The organism is Thermobacillus sp. ZCTH02-B1 (assembly GCF_002159085.1).
Lineage (GTDB): Bacteria > Bacillota > Bacilli > Paenibacillales > Paenibacillaceae > Thermobacillus.
This window is the reverse complement of the sequence record NZ_LZRU01000019.1, coordinates 57,684-77,437: the sequence shown is the minus strand read 5'-3', so window position 1 is coordinate 77,437 and position 19,754 is coordinate 57,684. Positions and strand designations below refer to the sequence as shown.

The 19,754-nt window shown below is 68.5% G+C and carries 7 protein-coding genes and 1 riboswitch; of the genes, 1 reads left to right on the top strand and 6 read right to left on the bottom strand.

Annotated features, from left to right (window positions below):
* The first annotated feature begins 151 nt into the window (after positions 1-151).
* The gene (locus A9Z00_RS08645) at positions 152-1,108 is read left to right on the top strand and encodes a D-2-hydroxyacid dehydrogenase (RefSeq protein WP_296975927.1); all 957 of its coding nucleotides are present in this window, start codon (positions 152-154) and stop codon (positions 1,106-1,108) included.
* Positions 1,109-1,191: 83 nt separating this feature from the next.
* Here A9Z00_RS08645 and A9Z00_RS08640 read toward each other — a convergent pair whose 3' ends face one another.
* From A9Z00_RS08640 to pdxR, 6 genes are all read right to left on the bottom strand, one after another.
* Positions 1,192-2,316, bottom strand: a complete 1,125-nt coding sequence (locus tag A9Z00_RS08640) for an alpha/beta hydrolase family protein (RefSeq protein ID WP_296975925.1) — start codon at positions 2,314-2,316, stop codon at positions 1,192-1,194.
* 345 nt (positions 2,317-2,661) lie between these two features.
* Complete coding sequence (locus tag A9Z00_RS08635) at positions 2,662-11,421, bottom strand: glycoside hydrolase family 94 protein (protein ID WP_483316291.1); 8,760 nt, start codon at positions 11,419-11,421, stop codon at positions 2,662-2,664.
* Positions 11,422-12,154: 733 nt separating this feature from the next.
* On the bottom strand, positions 12,155-14,449 hold the full coding sequence (locus tag A9Z00_RS08630) for a putative bifunctional diguanylate cyclase/phosphodiesterase (protein ID WP_296975918.1): 2,295 nt from the start codon (positions 14,447-14,449) through the stop codon (positions 12,155-12,157).
* A gap of 102 nt (positions 14,450-14,551) precedes the next feature.
* Positions 14,552-14,651, bottom strand: a riboswitch (cyclic di-GMP riboswitch).
* A gap of 103 nt (positions 14,652-14,754) precedes the next feature.
* Entirely contained in the window at positions 14,755-16,536 is a 1,782-nt protein-coding gene (locus A9Z00_RS08625) for a B12-binding domain-containing radical SAM protein (protein WP_296975915.1), read from the bottom strand.
* 75 nt (positions 16,537-16,611) lie between these two features.
* The gene (locus A9Z00_RS08620) at positions 16,612-18,156 is read right to left on the bottom strand and encodes a stalk domain-containing protein (RefSeq protein ID WP_296975912.1); all 1,545 of its coding nucleotides are present in this window, start codon (positions 18,154-18,156) and stop codon (positions 16,612-16,614) included.
* 92 nt (positions 18,157-18,248) lie between these two features.
* Positions 18,249-19,691, bottom strand: coding sequence for a MocR-like pyridoxine biosynthesis transcription factor PdxR (pdxR, locus tag A9Z00_RS08615; protein ID WP_296976384.1), 1,443 nt, complete (start codon positions 19,689-19,691; stop codon positions 18,249-18,251).
* Positions 19,692-19,754 lie beyond the last annotated feature (63 nt).

Here is a 19,754-nt window from a genome sequence, read left to right as displayed (position 1 = left end):
CTCCGGACTGGAAAACCGGCGCATTCGGGTCATTCGCGGCCCATTCCCGATGTAAGCGGCAACGTCCGGGCGACGCTCGCTGTTTCTCGGTCCGGTTCGGGGATGTGTTATAATGGTCGGGAATGCATCGCGGAACCGGAGGAGAGAGCCGATGGGAACCATTCTGTGCCTGCACGGATTCGGCCCGGCCGAACAGGAGAAGATCCGCCGGGCGGCGCCCGGACGGAACATCGTATTCGGACGCACGGCCGATATCGGACCGGACGTCTATCGCGACGCGGAAGTGATATGCGGTTGGAACGCGCGGGTGGAGGAACTGTGCCTCGGGGAAGGGTCGAAGCTGCGGTGGGTGCAGACTTGGTCGGCCGGCATCGACAGCCTGCCGCTCGGGCGGCTTCGTGAGCGCGGCGTGCTGCTGACCGACGCCGCGGGCGTGCACTCGATCGCGGTCGCGGAGACGGCCTTCGCGCACATGCTCGGCCTGACGCGCGGCATCCACCTCGCCGTGCGCAGCCAGATCGCCGGAGCATGGGAGCGGCCGTCCGCGCTGACGGAGCTGTACGGCAAGACGGCGCTCATCGTCGGCGCCGGCGCCATCGGCACGCGGATCGCCGAGCTGGCCCGCGCCTTCGGCATGCGCACGATCGGCATCCGCCGCACGCCCGCCCCGCATCCCGCCTTCGACCGGGTCGCGGGGTTGGACGGGCTGGACGCGGCGATCGCCGAAAGCGACTACGTCGTGAACGTGCTGCCGGACACGCCGGAGACGCGCGGTCTTTTCGACGAGGCGCGGATCGGCCTCATGAAGCCGACCGCGTTCTTCGTCAACGTCGGGCGCGGATCGGCCGTCGTGACGGACGCGCTGGTCAAGGCGCTGCGCGATCGCCGGATCGCCGGCGCCGGGCTCGACGTGTTCGAGGAGGAACCGCTGCCGGCCGGCCATCCGCTGTGGGAGCTCGACAACGTCATTCTGACGCCGCACACCGCCGGGCACACGGACCGGCTGAAGGAGCGCGTCGCCGATCTGTTCGCCGCCAATCTGGCCATCTATTTGCGCGGGGAGACGGACCGGCTGATCAATCTCGTCGATTACGGCAGGGGCTATTGACCGGAAGGCGGGCGATGCCGCGGGCGCATGAGCATGCCGGCGGATGGCGCCGCGCCACCCGCCCGCATCCGGCCGCGCGGCCTTCACCGGCGCGTCTCCGGCCGGTCGGGCGGCGCCGCCGCAACGGGTTGGAGCGAGCGGACCAGCCAGTCCAGGATCGCCGCGGCCGTCCGTTCGAGATTCGCGGCCCGTCCCGGCGCGCCGGCCGAAGGAAGAAAATAGTCCTTGTGCCCGCCTTCGATCGCGACGGGGGCGATATGGCCCGGCGCCCAGCGGCGGGAATCCCAGACGGGAATGCCGGCAGCGGACAGCCGGACGCCGCCCCAGGTGCCGAGCCGCGTGATCGGGTCCCGGACGCGTCCGCGCTCGTCCGCGGCGTAGAAATACGCCGTCCGGTCCCGCAGGGCCGGATGGATGCGCACCTTCGGCGATCCGATCTGGACGATTCGCAGGTCGCGCACGGCGCCTTCGGCCAGCAGGCGGCGCCCCGCGTGGCAGGCGGCGACGCCGCCGCCGCTGTGGCCGACCAGCACGACGATGCGGCCCGCCGACCTTCCGCGGATCATGTCGACGAGCCGATCCAGCCGCGCCTCGGCCGCGGAGCGGAAGCGCGGGAGCAAGGGCCGCATGCCCGGCCGGGCGCCCGTCTCAAGCGCCTCCGCATCCGGCGGAATGACCGGCCGCCCCGTTTCCCCTGCGCCGGCGCCCGGACGCGGCGCAAGATCGGTCACGGGCGCAAGCCGGCGCATGACGTCGCGCGTCACCTGCCGAACCTGGCGCAGCATCGGGATCGTGTGATCGCCGTACGGATACAGCACGTGCGCTTCGGCGATCGCATATCCGGCCTCGGCGAGCAGCCGTTTCAACCTCTCCGCCGGTTCCCGGAAATAGGTCGGCCAGGTCTTGATGCCGGCGAGCAGATAAAGATCGACTCCGCAGGCTTCGGCGCCCGGAGCCGGCCCGGTTGCGCCGGCGAGCGGACCGGTTTTCTCCGCGACGGTGCCGTAATCGGCTTCTGCGTCTTCGCCGCCCGGAGCCGGCCCGCCTCCGCAAGCCGTCCGACCGATTCCGCCGATCCCGCCGCTCTCGCAAGTTCCGCCGGTCGGCAGACCGTCCGAATCCGTCAGGGCCGCTTCAACGTTCGCCGCGACCCGTTCGGGAGCGGCGCGGACGCCGTCCCGCGTTTCTCCGCCTTTCCCTCCGATCAAGATGCCTCCGCTCCTTTCCTGTGCGCCGCCGGGAACGCTCCCGTGCCGAAGGCAGGCCGGGTCCAGACCGCAGCGCCGCATCTCCGGCCGTTTCCCGCGGACGCATCGGCCATCGCATGGTGTGTCGATCCGTTTCCCGGAACGGGTGGCGCATGCAGGCGCCCCGCATGACCCATTATGTGGCACGACGAACGGGAATGCCAGTCCGCCATCGCAGCGGTTGATCCGGGCGCCGGCATCCCGCGATGACGCGGACGGCGCATCATGGCGGCGCCCGACGCCCGAACCCGTGCAGACGGGCGCGCCGGGTCGGGCGGCGACGCCGTCGCCGCGGCCGGCGCGGCCTCAAAGCTGCAACACGACTTCGTGCCGCGCGCCGTCATCGATGAGTTCGACATACCAGCGGCCCGTCGCGGCCGCCGAAAGCGGCGAAACGCCGCCGCCTTCGGCCGGAACGGCTTCGCGGGTCCGCTCCCGCCGGTCCGGGGCCGCTTCCGGCGACGGCGCGGGAGCGTCCGCAGCGCCGCCGGCCTCCGCCGGATGGCCGTCCGGTCGCGCGCCCTCCGACGGGCTTCCGGGCTCCGAACCGGTTCCGCTCTCCGCCGCGGCACACGCCGGCACCGGCTTGCCGTCGACCGTAAGGCCCGGGCCGGACCCGCCGGCCTGGCGGTTCCGCACCTCGATCGCGTACACGCTGCCGCCGAACCGGTACTCCGCCCGGAAACCCGGCCAGCCCGCCGGGATGCGCGGTTCGAGCCGCAGCCGGCCGCCTTCCCGGCGGATGCCGAGAATCCATTCGACCCCGGCCTGATACATCCAGCCGGCCGCGCCCGTGTACCAGGTCCAGCCGGCCCGGCCGCGATACGGGTTCGACATGTACACGTCCGCCGCCATCGCGTACGGCTCGCCCAGGTAAACCGCGACCTCGCGCGGCGAGGATGTGTGACGGATCGGATTCAGCATGTCGAACAATTCGAACGCCTTGTCCCCGTCGCCGAGGATCGCCCAGGCGACGATGCTCCACAGCACGCCGTGCGTGTACTGGCCGCCGTTCTCCCGGATGCCGGGCGGATAGCCCTGGATGTAGCCGGGCGACGGTTCGGTCGTGTCGAAGGGCGGCGTGAGCAGCCGCGCGACCGACGTCGTCCGGTCGACGAGCTCGCGGTCGAACGACCGCATCGCCCGGAGCGCCCGGTCCGCCGGCGCGCCGCCGGAAATGACGGACCACGACTGGGCGATCGCGTCGATCCGGCACTCGCGCCCGCCGCTCGTGCCGAGCCATTCGCCGCCGTCGGTGTACGCGCGCCGGTACCATTCGCCGTCCCACGCGTGCCGGTTCAGCGCCTCCGCCAGCGCCTCGCGCGTCCGCCGCATTTCGGCCGCCCGGCTCCCGTCGCCGCGCATCTCGCACACCCGCGCGAACAGATCGAGCACCGTCATCAGGAACCAGCCGAGCCAGACGCTCTCTCCCCGGCCTTCGCTGCCCACGCGGTTCATGCCGTCGTTCCAGTCGCCGATGCCCATGAGCGGCAGGCCGTGGACGCCGAAGCGGAGCGCGCGGGCGATCGCGCGCAGGCAGTGTTCGTACACCGTGCCGGCCTCCTCCGACTCGACCGTGCGATCGTAGCGCTCGTGTTCGTCCGCGCCCAGCTCTTCGCCGGCCAGAAAAGGCCGCATCTCGTCCAGCAAGGCCATGTCGCCCGTATGCAGCACATAGCGCGCGACCGCATACGGCAGCCAGAGCAGGTCGTCCGAATAGCGCGTCCGGACGCCCCGCCCCGTCTCTTCATGCCACCAGTGCTGCACGTCGCCTTCCCGGAACTGGTGCGCGGCGTGGAGCAAAATCTGCCGGCGCGTGAGGTCGGGCCACGCGTGCAGCAGCGCGAGCGAATCCTGAAGCTGGTCGCGGAAGCCGTACGCGCCGCCGGACTGGTAGAAGGCCGAACGCGCCCACATCCGGCAGGAGAGCGTCTGGTACAGCATCCAGCCGTTCAGCAGCAGGTTCATCGCGGGATCGGGCGTTTCGACCCGCAGCTGCCCGAGCGTCTCCGACCAGAATTCCGCGGCCTCCGCAAAGGCTTCCCGGCACCGCGCCGTAACCGCATACGCCGCCGCGAGCCGGCGCGCCTCCTCCCCGTCCCGTCCGCAGCCGAGCAGCAGGCACACCGTCCGCTCGGCGCCCGGTTCCAGTTCGATGACCAGCTGCACGGCGCCGCAGCTGTCCGCGAACCGGCCCGCCGCTCCCGACAGACTGCGACGCTTCATCGCTGCCGGCTCGGCGAGGCTGCCACCCCGGCCGACGAACTCGCGCCGGTCGGCCGTGCAGGCGGGCGAACCGTCCTTTGCGTCCGAGACGACGGTCAGGAAAGCCGTCTCGCTCCGGAACGTCTCCTGCCAGGCGCTCCGGGCGTACAGCACCCGGCCGTCCCATTCGGTCCCGACGAACGGGGCGCCGCTTTCGCGGTTGACGCCGAGCACCCAGGAGACGTAGCCGGTGACGGACAGGCGCCGCGGCCGGTTCCCCTCGTTCGCGAGGCGGATCTCCGTGATCTTCACGGGGTCATGCCGCGCCGCGAACACCGTCATCGTCTGGCGGATGCCGAAGCAACGCCGCTCGAACCGCGTGTACCCGCGGCCGTGCGAGACGACGACGGTCCCCGGTCCGCCGACCGGAGCGGGCGCGATCGACCAGAACCGTCCCGTCTCCTCGTCGCGCAGGTAGCACGCTTCCCCCGCCGGATCGAGCACCGGGTCGTTCGACCAGGGGGTCAGCCGGAATTCGCGGCTGTTCCGGAACCACGTGTAGCCCGTGCCCCGTTCGGTGATCAGGAAGCCGAAGTCCGGATTGGCGACGACGTTGGACCAGGGGGCGGGCAGACTCCTGCCTTCGGGCAGCACGATCCGGTATTCGGATCCGTCCGGGACAAAACCGCCCCAGCCGTTCCACATCACCAGCCCTTCCCGCGCCTTGTCCGCAAAACCGGCATCCGCTTCCGCCTCCTCCGCCGGTCCCGTCCCCCCCGCGACGGGTGCGAAGGCCGGAGCGGCCGTCCGGTCCGCCGCTGCCAGGACCCTTAACTGCGCGCGCAGACTGGAGCCGTCCAGCCGCAGGATGATCCGCGCGGAGGCGGCGAGCTGACGCCTCTCTTCCTCGCGGAGCTGGTCGGCGCTGAACGCGTACGCGCCGCCCGGCCGGTCCGCGTACATGCGCGATACCGACTGCCCGATCAGGCGCATGATCTGATCGCGCAGCTCCTGCTGGTAGCCGCCCGGCGATTCGATCAGAAACACGAGATCGAACACGATGCCGGCGCGGCGGAGCCATTCGTGGCAGCGGATCAGTTCCGCGGCCGATCCCGCGTTCGCGGTGTCATGGGTCTTGACCAGCACGATCGGCAGATCGCCGGATATGCCGAGCGGCCACAGGCCGGATTGGCCGTACGGGCCGCGGTCGAGCGCCTCGGCGCGCTCCGCCTGCATCGGCGGCGCATACAGCACGCGTCCCGCCAGGACATGGCAGAGCGTGGCCTCCGCCGTCTGCATGTGCAGATGGTGCAGCTCGATCCGGCTGCGCGTCCAGGCGAGCTGGAACGCGCGCTCGACCTGCTGCGCCGTGCCGAAACGGCCGTACAGCTCGAGCGCCTCTTCCCGCGACGCGGCCGTCCCCGTGACGACGATCAGCTTCGCCTGGCCGCCCGGCGGCACGGAGATTCGCCGGCGCACCGCGAAGATCGGGTCGACGACGGCGCCGACCGTGCCGGTGAGCCTCTCGCGGATCGCCCGCGGTTCCCGCATCGACCCGCCCCGGCCGATGAACCGCGCGCGGTCGGTCTCGTATTCGACCGGCCCGACCGATTCGCCGCATGAAATGAGCCCGTGCACCGCCCAGATCGGCTTGTCTTCGGGGCTGCGCGGCCGGCGCCGGGCCAGCAGCGCCTCCTGCCCCTCGTCGAACGACGTCTCGACGAAGAGCTTGCTGAACGCGGGATGCGCCGCGTCCGCCGCCGGATCGGCCAGCGCGAGCTCGACGTAGGTGGTCGCCTCCAGCAGCCGCGGGCGGTCTCCGCGGTTGGTGATCGTGATCCGGCGGATCTCCGCGTTGGCCTCCGCCGCCGCGCACACGTCCATCGTTGTCCGGATGTCGCCGTCCCGGCGCATGAACCGCGCCTGTTCCAGCGAGAATTCAACCGTGTATTCGTCGCCCGCCGATCCGACCGGATACCAGGCGGCCGACCAGACCGCCTCCCGCTCGACGTCGCGGATGTAGACGCCGATGCCCCACGCATCCTCGCAGGCGTCCTCCCGCCAGCGCGTCACCGCCATCCCGTCGCTGCGGAGGCAGCCGCCCCCCGAAGCGGTGACGACGGACGTGAAGGAACCGTTCGACAGGACGCATACCTCCGGCAGCGGCGGATGGGGCGTACGGAACTTCCGCTGCGGCGCCTTCAGCCGATGGTCCGGGTCCTGCATGCGCAGCGGCGCCGCGGCCGCGTGCAGGACGAGGGCCGGACGCTCGGGCACCCGCTCCTGCAGCAGCAATTCGGCCGAACGGATGCGCTTGTCGGCGTGGAATCGGTCCACCATGGTTCGCTCCAGCAGCACGTTGCCGAGCGTAAGCAGCATCATGCCCTGATGGTGCGCCATGAAGCTGCGGATCACGACGCTCGTCTGCCCCTCGGGAAGCCGTTCCCGGGTGCAGTCGATCGCCTCGTAATAGCCGTACTCCCCCCGCGCCCCGAGCGCTTCCATTTTCTTGAGCTCGTCCAACGCCAGCCGGGGCTCGTAGGGCAGCACCATGACCGTGGCGTAGGGCGCGACGACGAGATCCGTCTCGAGCCCGCGCTTGAAGCCGAGGCCCGGAACCCCGAACGCCCGGTACTGGTAGTTCATCTGGAAATCGAACGCGTAATAGCCCGACTCGGATATGCCCATCGGCACGCCGCGCAGCCGCGCGTATTCGGCCTGCCTGCGGATGACGGCGCGGTAGGTGGCGTCCCAGACCGTGCCGGAATAGGTGCGCATGAGCAGCGGCGGCATCAGATATTCGAACATCGTGCCCGCCCAGGAGACCAGCGCCTTGCCGCCGCCGGCGCGCGTCATCGCCCGGCCGAGCTTGAACCAGTGCGAGACGGGCACCTGCCCGAGCGCGATCGCGATGAAGCTGGTCTGCCGGGCTTCGGAGGCGAGCAGGTCGTAGAGGATCGTCTCCTTCTCGCCGGTCATCGTATGGAATCCGAGGCTGAACAGCTTCGATGCGGGATCATACAGCGGACGGAAATCGGTCCCCGCGATCAGCGCCTCCATCCGCTCGACCAGCCGCCAACCGCGCGCCGCCCAATCGCCCGATTCGGTGGATGCGACCGCGGGCTCGCGTACGCCGAGCGGCTCCGCCGAAGCCTCGAGATCCGCCGTCTGCCGGCCGGACAATCCCGGCGCCCCATGCGCCGCTTGCCGCCCGGATTCGACCGGCGCCTCAGGCACCGACTCACGCCCGGATGCGCCCGGCGCCTCGTGCACCGCCTGGCGCCCGGGCTCGTCCGACAGCTCGGGATCCGCCGTCGCCGGGAGCAGCCGTCCGCCGTCCGCGCGCCGTTCTCCCGCGCCGGCCGGCACCCCGCTCCCCGCTGCGGCGCTCCGGTCCGCCTCCCCGGCGCCCGCTTCCGGATAATCGCGCCGGATCCACTCGGCGAGCCCCTCCTTCGCGGCAATCAGGCAGCCGACCAGGTTCCCCGAATCGACGGTCGAGACGTAACGCGGCGGGAGCGGCTGCAGCGTCTCGGTGCTGTACCAGTTGTAGAGGTGGCCGTGCCATTTTTCCATCCGCTCGACGGTGCCGATCGTCCGCTCGAGCCGCTCGATCATGCCGGGCGTGTCGATGAACCCGAAATCCCGCGCCGTCACCGTGCAGGCGATCAGCATGCCGATGTTCGTCGGCGAAGTGCGGTGGGCGACGCCGACCGGCGGATCGATCTGCACGTTGTCCGGCGGCAGCCAGTTGTCCCGCTCCGTCGCGAACTCTTCATAGAAGCGCCAGATGTCCGCGGCCAGCTTCCGGAGTTCGTCCTTCTCCGCTTCCGTCAGTCCGTTTTCGGCGGCCGGCGCGGATTGGTCCAGCCATTCGATGACGACGGGAGCGAACGCCCAGATCACCGCCAGCAGAACGCCGATGACGGTCTGGGCGGCGGATTCGGCCGCGAGGGCCAGCGCCCCGACGGCCAAGGCGAGCGCCATCCCCCAATCGAGCCCCATCAGGCGGCGCGGGCGGTTCCGTTCCACCTCCGCCGAGGTGACCCATTCGAGCAATTTCCGCCGGGATACGGCCAGCCGCCAGAGCGTCCGCGCGATCGCGTCGACGGCCATGACGGCCTGCCAGGGCAGCGTCGCGAGCGCCGACAGTGTCTGTCCGGCGGCGACGGCGAGGACGGACGGCCGCCGGATCAACCGGACGGGCGCGGCGAGCGCCCGCCACAGCGGCATCGCCAGCGTCGCCAGCGCGATGGCGGCTGCGGCCGGGCCGGACCGGGCGGGCAGCAGCATGGCCAGCCCGATCAGCGCCAGCAGCGCCGGCGCGAGCAGGCTGCGGCGCAGGTTGTCGACGATCTGCCAGCGCGTCAGGATCGTCAGATCGACGCGCCGTTTCCGTCCGCTGCGGTCCGGCGCCGATCGTCTCAGCCAACCCAGGAGCTGCCAGTCGCCGCGTATCCAGCGGTGCTGCCGGTGCTGCCAGGCGCTGAACGTCGCCGGATGTCCGTCCACCAGCTCGATGTCGGGCAGCAGCCCGCAGCGCAGAAAACCGCCCTCGAGCAGATCGTGGCTGAGCACCCGGTTGTCCGGAATGCGCTCGCGCAGCACCGCGCGGAACGTGTCAACGTCAATGATGCCCTTGCCCGTGAAGATGCCGACGTCCAGACCATCCTGGTACGGGTCCGACATCGCGAAGGCGTACGGGTCGATGCCCGGTTCGCCGGACCAGAGCCGCGCGAAACGGGAACGCGTCGCCGATTCGTGGCTGATGCCGATGCGCGGCTGCAGCACGCCGTAGCCTTCTTCGACGCGCGTGCCTGCCTCGTTCAAGCGGGGACGGTTGTAGGGATAATGCATCGTGCCGATCATCCGCTGCGCCGCGCCGATCGGAAGCTGGGTGTCGGCATCCAGCGTGATCAGATAGCGGATGCGGGGCAGCACCGACGGGTCGCCTACGCGCACGGCAAATGTCGTGTCCGTCGCGCCGCGCAGCAAATCCGCAAATTCCACCAGTTTGCCGCGCTTCCGCTCCCAGCCCATCCAGACCCGGTCGGCCTCGTTCCAGGTTCTGCGGCGAATGTAGACATGGAACGTCGGGCCGCCCTCCGAACCGTACGCGCGGTTGAGCGCCTCGATCGCGCGGATCGCCTCGTCGGCGATCGCCCGGTCCTCATCCTTCGTCTCCTCGTCCGCGTCGGCGTAATCGCCGAGCAGCGCGAAATGGATGTTCGGATCGCGGTTCGCAAGGTAATGGAGCTCCAGCCGCTCCGCGCTCTCGCGCACCTGCGCGGGGCTGGACCAGATGACCGGCATGACGACCATCGTCGCCGCGTCGTCCGGAATGCCCGAGGCGTAATCGTACCTGAGCAGCGGCCGCGACCGGCAATACGCGCAGATCGACTGGTGCACGATCTGCACCGCCCATTCGCTCGCCGGGATCGCGAGCAACAGCGCCGCCGCGGCGGCGATCCACGTCCGCCAGTCTTCGGCTCCGTCCCCGGGCACCGCAAGCCGCACGAACAGCGCCCACAAGGCGGCAAACACCACGGCCAGCGCGCCGAAATAGACGGGCTGGCGCATCCGCTTCACCACCGCGCGCGGCATGGCGCGGGGCTTCGCACACCGTTTCAGGGCGCGCCAGAGGGCCCGGACGCCGTGCGGATCGAGCAGGTAGTAGGCCGCATAGGCCGGGCGCGGCAGCACTTCCGGTTCGCTGCAGGACGGAAGATCGGTCCGCGCGGTGCGACCGTCCCGGCTCGCCCCGGCGCCTTCCCCGTCCCGGATGGAGCCGTCCCCGTCCCGGACGGAGCCGCCGACGTCCGCGGATTTGCGGCCGGCGCGTTCGCGTTCGCCGTAACGGGCGGCCAGCTCCACCGCCTGCTTCGCCACGAGCGTCTCGGGCACGCGCATGCGCCGCGCCAGCGTCTCGACCCGGCCGAGCAGCACCTGCCGGCTGGACGCGTCGAGCAGCGGATACGTGCCCGCCGTCTCCGTGCGGAGCACCCGGTCAACATGGCAGAGCCGGTCGAACATGGTGCTCCAGTCCAGGCGGTCCAGCCGCCGGAGCGACTGGATCGCGTGGCTGGCCGACACTTCGTACGCCGCCTGCAGCCCGTGCTCGTGCGCGATGATTTTCTCGAGACTTTCCTGCCGGCGGTCGAGCCGGCAGGCGAGCCAATCCCGCACATCGCCGGCGTATTCGGCCATTTCCCCGAGCCGGTCGATCAGATGGACGATCGTCGGTCCCGAGAGCGGAAGCGTCTCGCCGGCATCGTCGAGCGCTTCCCGGACGGCCTCCGCCGAAAGCGTCCGGCCCGCCTTCGTGAACGGTTCCAGCATCCGGTCGACCCGATCGCCGGCTTCGCGCCGCTCCTTCAACGTGCGGCACAGGGAGGCGAGCCGCCGGATGACCGCGATGCGGACGAACAGCGGGATCATCGCGACTTCCCCGATCGTCAGCACGGCGACCTCCTGATACGCCTCCGCGTATGCGGCGAGCAGATCGGCGTCGAACAGGCCGTCCGTATGCTCCAGGTAATCCGCGCAGAGCGCCATCGCGCGCAGCTCCCGGCCGCCGGACAGCGCGGGCAGGCGGCGCGTTTCATCCGGACGGATCATTTTGCGGATGTGAATGGTCTGTTCGGCAATGAAATCCGCGTGATCAAGCAGCCATTCTTCGGCCGGCCGCGTGCTTCCCTGTCCCTCCTGCTGAAGTCTGAGCGCGTAATTCCGAAGCTCCCCGGCGTCGCGGTCGAACGCGCGGATCAGCGCGAACGAGGCGCGCAGACCGCCTCCGGACAGATTATGGGTCAAAGCCAGCTCCCGCGCTTTGCGCCGAAGCTGCTCCTCGTTCAGAATCATGAGTCCTCCCGTGATCCAGGTGTATTGTCTGGTCGAAGTCACGAAGTTAAATATTCCCACGATGGGCGTTTTTTATGACCGGAAGCGACAGGAGGGGACCCGGGAGGACACGGCGCGGAACGGAGTACGAGAAAGATGTGCGGAGACGAACGGAACTGCGCAAGGAGGCAAAGCGCGGGAAGGAACGCGGGGAAAAAATGCTTAGAGACGGACGGCATGCGGGGACAACGCGCGGGACGAGGCGCGGGAGACAAGGCCTGAAGCAGAACGGCGTGCGGGGATCAAAGCGCGGGGTCGGCCGGAGCGCGGATGATGCGGATGTTAACGGAATTGGAACCGCCCGCAAGAGACACCTCCGAAGTCAATCCCGGAGGACCGCCGGAAAAAACGGGCTCCCCGCAACGAACCGTCCCGGAGAACCCCTGCAAAAAGAAAAACGGACCGCCCGCATGAGACAGCCCCAAAAGCATGCCGCAAACGAACCGAACCGCCGCCTGCAACCGTTCCGGAATCGGACGGCTCCGCCGCGAACGGGGAGGGCGGAGCGCAGGATTCCGATGCCGGCGGGTTCCCGCCCGTCCGACGGACGAAGCAAGAATCGCCATTTTTTCGTCTATTTCCCGGTTTCGATTTCCCGGTTTCGGCCCGCTTCCGGTTCGGCCCGCTTCCGGCAGACAAAATAGAAGAAAAAATTTCCCCTCACTCGCGCAAAATCGCCGATATGGCCCGTTTTCTACCCCGCCGCGCCCCCGCTGCCCGATCCGCGCTTGCGCCAGGCGGCCGGCTCCCGCACGAGGCGGAGAAACGAATGGGCGTCCTCCGTCCGGAGCGGCGCGCTGAAATAATAGCCCTGCAGCTCGTCACAGCCCATCTTGCGCAGCAGCCGAAGCTCGGCTTCCGTCTCGACGCCCTCCGCAATGACCCGCAGGTTCATGCTGTGCGCCAGCGCCATGATGGCCGAGACGATCGAAGCGTTCTTGCGGTCGGTGTCGATGTGCCGGATGAACGTGCGGTCGATTTTCACCGCGTGGATCGGCAGATCCTTGAGCTGCGACAGCGACGAGTAGCCCGTGCCGAAATCGTCGATCGATATGCGGATGCCGCGGTCCTTCAGCCGCCGAAGCATGGCGGCGACGACGCGGCGGTCCCGCTGCAGGAAGCTCTCCGTAATCTCGAGCTCCAGCCACTCCGGCCGCATGTTCGTCTCCGCGAGAATGGCTTCCACCCGCTCGACGAACCGCGGATCCTCGAACTGGCGGGGAGAGACATTGACCGCCACGAACACGGGCGGATGTCCCGCCTCGCGCCAGACCGCGCACTGCCGGCACGCCGTGCGCAGCACCCAGTCGCCGATCGCCTGGATGACGCCCGTCTCCTCCGCGAGCGGAATGAACAGATCGGGTGATATGTATCCCTTGCCCGGAAGATACCAGCGGATCAGCGCCTCGAAACCGAGCGTGCGCTTGCCGTCCGCGTCCATCCTGGGCTGATAGAACAGCTCGAATTGTCCGAGTTCCAGCGCCTTGTGCAGGCTCGTCTCCAGCTCCAGCCGCTCGGATACCCGTTCCTTCATCGAACCGGAATAAAATATGTATCGTCGTCCGCCCGCTTCCTTCGCCGTATACATCGCGGTGTCCGCGTTCCGCACCAGCTCCTCGACCCGCACCGCGTCGTCCGGATAGAGGCTGATGCCGATGCTCGCGCCGACGTACAGTTCCCGTTCGCCGACGCGCACCGGCTCCGCCGCCGCCCCGAGGATCGCGTCGCCGAGCCGGCCGAGCGCATCGCGCGTGCCGCCGGGCACGAGAACCGCGAATTCATCGCCGCCCAGCCGGCAGATGACCGAGTGTTCGCCGCACGTCCGCCGCAGCCGGTCCGCGAAGATGCGCAGCAGCTCGTCGCCGGAGGCGTGGCCGAGCGAATCGTTTACCTGCTTGAACCGGTCGATGTCGAGCAGCATGACGCCGACGCCGCGCTCGCCGTGCTCCTCCATCATCGACCGCAGCCGTTCGTAGAACGAATACCGGTTCGGCAGCGACGTGAGCGTGTCGTGCCAGGACAACCGCTCGAGCGCGGCTTCGGAGGCGCGGAGCCGGGCGGACTGGGTTTCCAGCGATTCCGACAGCCGCTCGTTCGCGTCAAACTGAACCGCGAGCAGATTCGCGATCTCCCGGCAGTTCGCCGCGATGGCCGCCGCCTCCGCCGCGCCGCCGTCGGGCCAGCGGACGGCCTCGCCCCGCCGCAGCTTCAGGTGCAGGCCGTCCGTTGCCGTCGCAAGGCGTTCGAAGGCGCCCGAGATCCGTCCGGACAGCCAGTGGGCGCCGAACGCCGCGGGCAGCACCGCCGCCGCCGCGGCGACCGTCAGCACCGCCGGGCCCGAAAATCCGCCGGCCCCGGATTGCGCCGCATGCTTCGATCCGGGCAGCCCGGCGGCCAGGACGATCAGCAGGCCGGGCACGACCGCTGCGGCCGTGGCCAGATGCGTGATCATGCGCCGCAGCGGCACGCACCCGACTTCCGCCGGCGTCGTGAATCGGCCCGTCAACCGATCCAGCAGCCGGTAATGATGGACCAGATCGGCGAGCAGCGCGGCCGACGCCCCCGCGATCACGCTGCCGGCGGCCGCCACCGCCGCTTCTCCGGCCGTCCCGCCTCCCGCAAGCGTCGCCGCAAACGCGGCCGGAGCGGCGGCGGCCAGCTGCCAGGCAAGCTCCGCGGGCAGCAGATCCTGCCGGCCGCGCTTCAGCCAGATCGCCAGCAGCGCCGCCTCCGGTACGGCGAGGAACGCGGTCCACGGCCGATCCCCCAGCCAGAAGCCGGCCGCCGCTGCCGCTAGCGCCGCGGCCCCGGCGAAGCGGAAGCCCGTCCGCCTGAGGAGCGGCAGCAGCAGGCAGCCGGCCCAGCCCGCACCGTTCAGGAAGGCCGGCGGAGCCGGCAGCACCATGACGATCGCGGCGAGCGCCGCGAGAGAAACATCAATTCCCCCCTTCCACCCCGGACGTTGTTTCCCGACGGAATCATTCGACATGTTCATCCCCCGCTGACGGGGACGCAAAAAGCCGGCACAAAAAAAATCCGTCCCCAAGCTCTAAAAGGCATGAAGACGGTACGCGTCCTTGCGATGCACTTACCCGGCAGCCCGGCCGTCATAGCATGGCCGCAACGGAGGTCCATGCCTTAGACCCGTGGCTTTGCGTCCCATATTTTCATATGGTTTGCCTTTTTCAAGCTTGGTGCATGCCCTATCGGTCTTTTCGGTTGTACGTACAAGCGGTACGTAAAGCCAACATTCGACATTTCCGTGCATTTTCCTTCTGATTTTCGTGATTGATGTCACAATTTCGACCCGGCCGGCAGGCGCAGCGTGTGGGCCGACGCCCCCTCGCCGCCGAGGCCGTAGCAGACGACGAGCAGCGTCTCCGCCTCCCGCGTGAATTCCCCGCGTTCGAGCCAGGCGCCGAGATCGAACGGCAGCCGCTCGATCACCGCGTGCTTCTGCAGCAGCTTCTCGTCCGGCCGAAGCGCGGCGAACGCCGGCGACACGTCCTCCGGGCGCTCGGCCAGCCGGCGCATCCACGCGGCGTGTTCCCGCTTGTCCATCCGGAATTCCCACCAGACGGCGCGCGGCCGGTACTTGTGGTTCAGGAAATAATCGTACTTCATGAGGCCGAGCGCGAGATCCGGCTCCAGCTTCGGCGGCCTTGCGTCCTCGAGGAACGACAGGAGGCGGATGAACAGGTCCTCGAGCTGGTGGCCGATCCGCTGCCAGCCCCGCTCTTCCCAGTAGTCCCCGAACTGCTGGAAAAAATCGAACGGCGTCTCGAACACATGGAATGCGAGATACTGCACCGTGCGGTCCATCCGATGCGCGTTCCAGTATTTCTCCAGCACGTCCTCGACGCGTTTGATCCGGACGATGTCGCCGAACGAAAGCCATTCGTTCGACAAAATCTCGTACGGCGCCCGCTCCATGTAGACATAGCCGTACTTCTCCGCGTCCCGCCGAAGCCCGGTGCCGCGCAGCATCTTCAGGAAACCGAGCTGCAGCTCCTCGGGGCGCAGCGCGAACACGTCGTTGAACGTCTTGCGGAACGAGGCGTAGTCTTCGTACGGAAGTCCGGCGATCAGATCGAGGTGCTGGGTGATGTTGCCGCTGTCCCGGATCGCCGTGACCGTGCGGGCCAGTTTCGCGAAGTTCTGCCGCCGCATGACCGCCTCGTTCGTCGCGTCGTTCGTCGACTGCACGCCGATCTCGAAGCGGAAGATGCCCGGCGGCGCGTGCTCCGACAGGAATTCCAGCACTTCGGGCCGCATGATGTCCGCGGTGATCTCGAACTGGAAGACGCAGCCGCCGTGGTGCTCGATCAGGAAGCGGAACAGCTCGAGCGCGTAGTCGCGGCGGATGTTGAACGTGCGGTCGACGAATTTGATCAGCCGGGCGCCGTTCTCGATCAGGTATTTCAGGTCCGCCTTCGTCTGCTCGAGATCGTAGTACCGGACGCCCGTCTCGATGCTGGACAGGCAGAACTGGCAGCTGAACGGACAGCCGCGGCTCGTCTCGAAGTAGACGATCCGGTTCGGAAGATGCGGAATATCCTCCGGGAAGCGGTGAGGCGACGGCATCTTCGTGAGATCCGCCTTCGGGCGCGGCGGGTTGATCCGGATCTCGCGCGTGCCGTCCGGCAGCGTCTTGCGATATGCGAGACCGAACACATAATGGAACTTCCCGTCGCCCTCAAGCTCGGTCAGCAGATGGTGGAACGTCTCCTCCCCTTCGCCCATGACGATGAAGTCGACCGCCGGAAGCCGCCTCATCCAATATTCCGTGTCGTAGCTGACCTCCGGGCCGCCGAGCACGATGCGGCATTCGGGCAGCACCTTGCGCAGCATGTCGATGACCGCGATCGTCTCCTCGATGTTCCAGATGTAACACGAGAAGCCGACGACATCCGGCCGCCGGCGGTACAGATCGGCGGTGATGTGCATCGGCGGATCCTTGATCGTGTACTCGGCGATCTCGATGTCGAACTCGCGGCCGCTGTACGCCTTCAGGCAGCGCAGCGCGAGCGACATGTGGATGTATTTCGCGTTGAGCGTGGCGAGCACGATTTTCATGTGGCCTGACCTCGCTGGACAAGGACGGCCCGCCTGCTCCCGCGAACCGGAAGCGGCAGGCCTCCCTGGTCATTCTCACAGGATGTCGCTGAGATGGATTTTGTCCATATATTGCAGGTGCAAAACTTCATATTGGACGCGCCACTCGCCGTCTCCGAGATACGTCACGTCGTCCGGCGCGAAGCCGCGCGGTTTTGCGTTGAACGTCCGGGAGTAATAAACGATGAGTTCCAGGTTGACGTCCGGCAGCATGCGGCGCATCTCGGTGGCCAGGTTGATGGCCCACCAGCGCAGTTCTCCCGACGCATCTTCGGCGTACAGCATGTAGAAGGACGGGTTGATGACGGCGGTCATGACCAGCCACCCTTCCCCGTCACGGGTGACGGTCCAGTCGGTGAACGTGGCGAGCCCCTTCGTCGTCTGGACGCCGCCGAATTTCGCTTCCAGAAGCTCGCGGATCTCCTCGTTCGACGCGCCGGCGAGGCTGTCCGGAAGCTTGCGGCCCGGGAAACGGACGCTGCTTGCGGCGGGGGGATTCGCGGCCAGTTCCCCGAGCAGCGGTTCGGCGTAGTAGGCGGGAACCGCAAAATTCAGGCTGGCCAGCGTGTCCCGGATGACGGCCGTCGTAATGCCGACCAGCTCGCCGTATTCGTTGAACACCGCGCCGCCGGAGCTGCCCCGGTCGATCGGCGCGTTGATCTGGTAATAGGTGATGCCGCCGCTCTCGATGAAGTTGCTGATCAGGCCTTCGGACACGGTGTTCCGGTAGCCGAGCGGACTGCTGATCGCGACGATGCGGTCGCCCTTCCGGACCGAGTCCGGATCCGCGAACACCACGGGCGCAATCCCGAGCGGACGCGTCGTCTGCACGACCGCGAGATCCGCGTCCTCATCCGCCGCGGCCACGCCCTGGATGCCGACGGAGGTGCCGTCGTTCAGGATGACGTGGCCCGAATCGGAACCATCGATCACGTGCCAGTTTGTGAGCACCCAGCGGGATCCGACGATGACGCCGCTGCCCTGGCCGGTGTCGGTCGTGATCATGACGACCCGGTCGTCGTTCAGCTCCACGATCTGCGCGGGCGTCAGCCGGCCCCCGGCCTCCGCCGCTTCTCGTTCGCGCTCCAGGGATTCGGCGGTCTCGATGAAGACGGTCTGCGTCCCGGCTTCCCACCGGACCTTCGCGCCGAACGCGGAGGCGACAAAGCGCAGCGGCACCATCATCGTGTTGTCAATCAACCGGGCGGGCACGTCCAGCGCCACCTTCTCGCCGTTCACGACCGCCTGCCGCGCGTCGGCCTGCAGCGAGACGCTCAGGATTCCCTTCACCGCGAAGACGGTCCTCGTCTCGGACACCCAGGTGACCTTCGCGCCGAAGGCGGTGAAGATCGGCCGCATCGGCACGAGCGTCACGCCTTTTTCCCGGATCGGCGCGGGCGTGAAGGACAGCGGTTTCCCGTCGAGCATCACCCGGATGCCGTCCTGCTGCGCCGCCGGAGCAGCCGATCCGGCCGCCGCGTGCGCGGTCCGCGTCCATTCCCCCGCAAGCGGCCATGCGACCAGAACAGCCGCGACGCAGATGGCAATGCCGCGTCTGATGCCTGCCAATGTTGCTGCCATGAATGACGTATCCATGTCTCCCTCCGGCTTCTCGGATTCTCCCACTCTTCTCCCATGAGCCATCGTACCACCCGGAAGCGGGGTTGTCCATGTCAACCGGCCGGAAAATCCGTCCCGCCGGTCCGCCGCGCCGTTCCCCGCTCCCGCACGAACCGGCTCAGCCGCTCGATGCCGGGCTCGATGTCGCGCTCGCGGATGTTGCCGTATCCGAGCACGATCTGGCGCGTGCGGGATCCCCGGCGCATGCAGTAGTCCTCGACCGGTTCGACCGCGACGCCGTATTCCTCCGACCGCGACCAGTCCGGCGCCGCGTCGAGGAACGGAAACTCCACGAGGAGGTGCATGCCCGCCTCGTCGCCCCGGATGACGGCCCGATCGCCGAAATGCCGTTTGATCGCCTTGATGAGCATCGTGCGCTTGTTGCGGTAGACGGTCCGCATCCGGTAAATGTGCCGGTCGAGATGCCCGTCCCGGATGAAGCGGGCCAGGGCGAGCTGCGGCTGGACGGGCGGGCGCAGGTTCGCCAGTTCCCGGAATTCGGCGAACGTCCCGGTCAGGTCGCCGGGCAGCACGAGGAAGCCGAGGCGAAGGCCCGGTGCGAGCGTCTTGCTGAACGTCCCCGCGTAAAGGACGCGCTCGGGCCCGAGCATGCAGAGCGGCGGAATCGGCACCCCCTTCAGCCGGAAATCGCCGTCATAGTCGTCCTCCACGATGAAGGAGCCGGCTTCCCCGGCGAGCCGGAGGGCGTGGAGCCGCCGCTGGACCGGCAGGATGCAGCCGGTCGGATATTGATGGGAAGGCGTCAGCACCATCAGCCCGTCCGGCGGAAACGTGCCGATCTCGTGCACCCGCATGCCGGACTCGTCGACCGGAACCGGCTCGATCCGGTATCCGGCCCGGCCGAAGATGTGTCCCGTGATCTCGATCGTCGGATCCTCCAGGAAAACGCTTCCGAACCGGGGCCGGAGCGTCCGGGCGATGAGGTCGAATCCCTCCGACGAGCCGCTCGTGATCATGATCCGGTCCGGGTCGACCCGCATCCCCCGCGAGCGAAGCAGAAAGGCCGCGATTTCGACGCGCAGCGATTCCTCGCCCCGGACGTCGCCGTAGTCGAAGCTGCACGCCTCCGTCGCTTCCTTCAGATAGCGGGCCCATTTCCAGCGCGGGAAGCGCTCGAGATCCGGCACGCCGGGGGTGAAACGGATCACGTCCGCGCGCGCGGCGGCGTCCTTCGGCGCACCGGCCGCGTCCGGATCGCCCGCTTCGGACATGCGGACCGCGCGCGGAACCGCAATCGCCGGGATGCCTTCCGCCACATAGGTGCCGGATCCGACGCGGCCGACGAGATACCCTTCCGCGATGAGCTGCTCGTACGCTTCGATGGCGACGTTCCGCGCGATACCGAGCTCCTTCGCGAGATGGCGGGTCGAGGGCAGGCGCGTGCCCCGGGCCATCCCGCCGCTTTCGATCAGGCGCCGGATCTGGTCGCAGAGCTGGGCGGTCACGGGCCGATCCGACGACCGGTCGATCGTCATGCCGAACAAACCGGATGCCACCCCTTTCCCGCAACGAAGCAAGTGGTTCCATGAAAATTGATG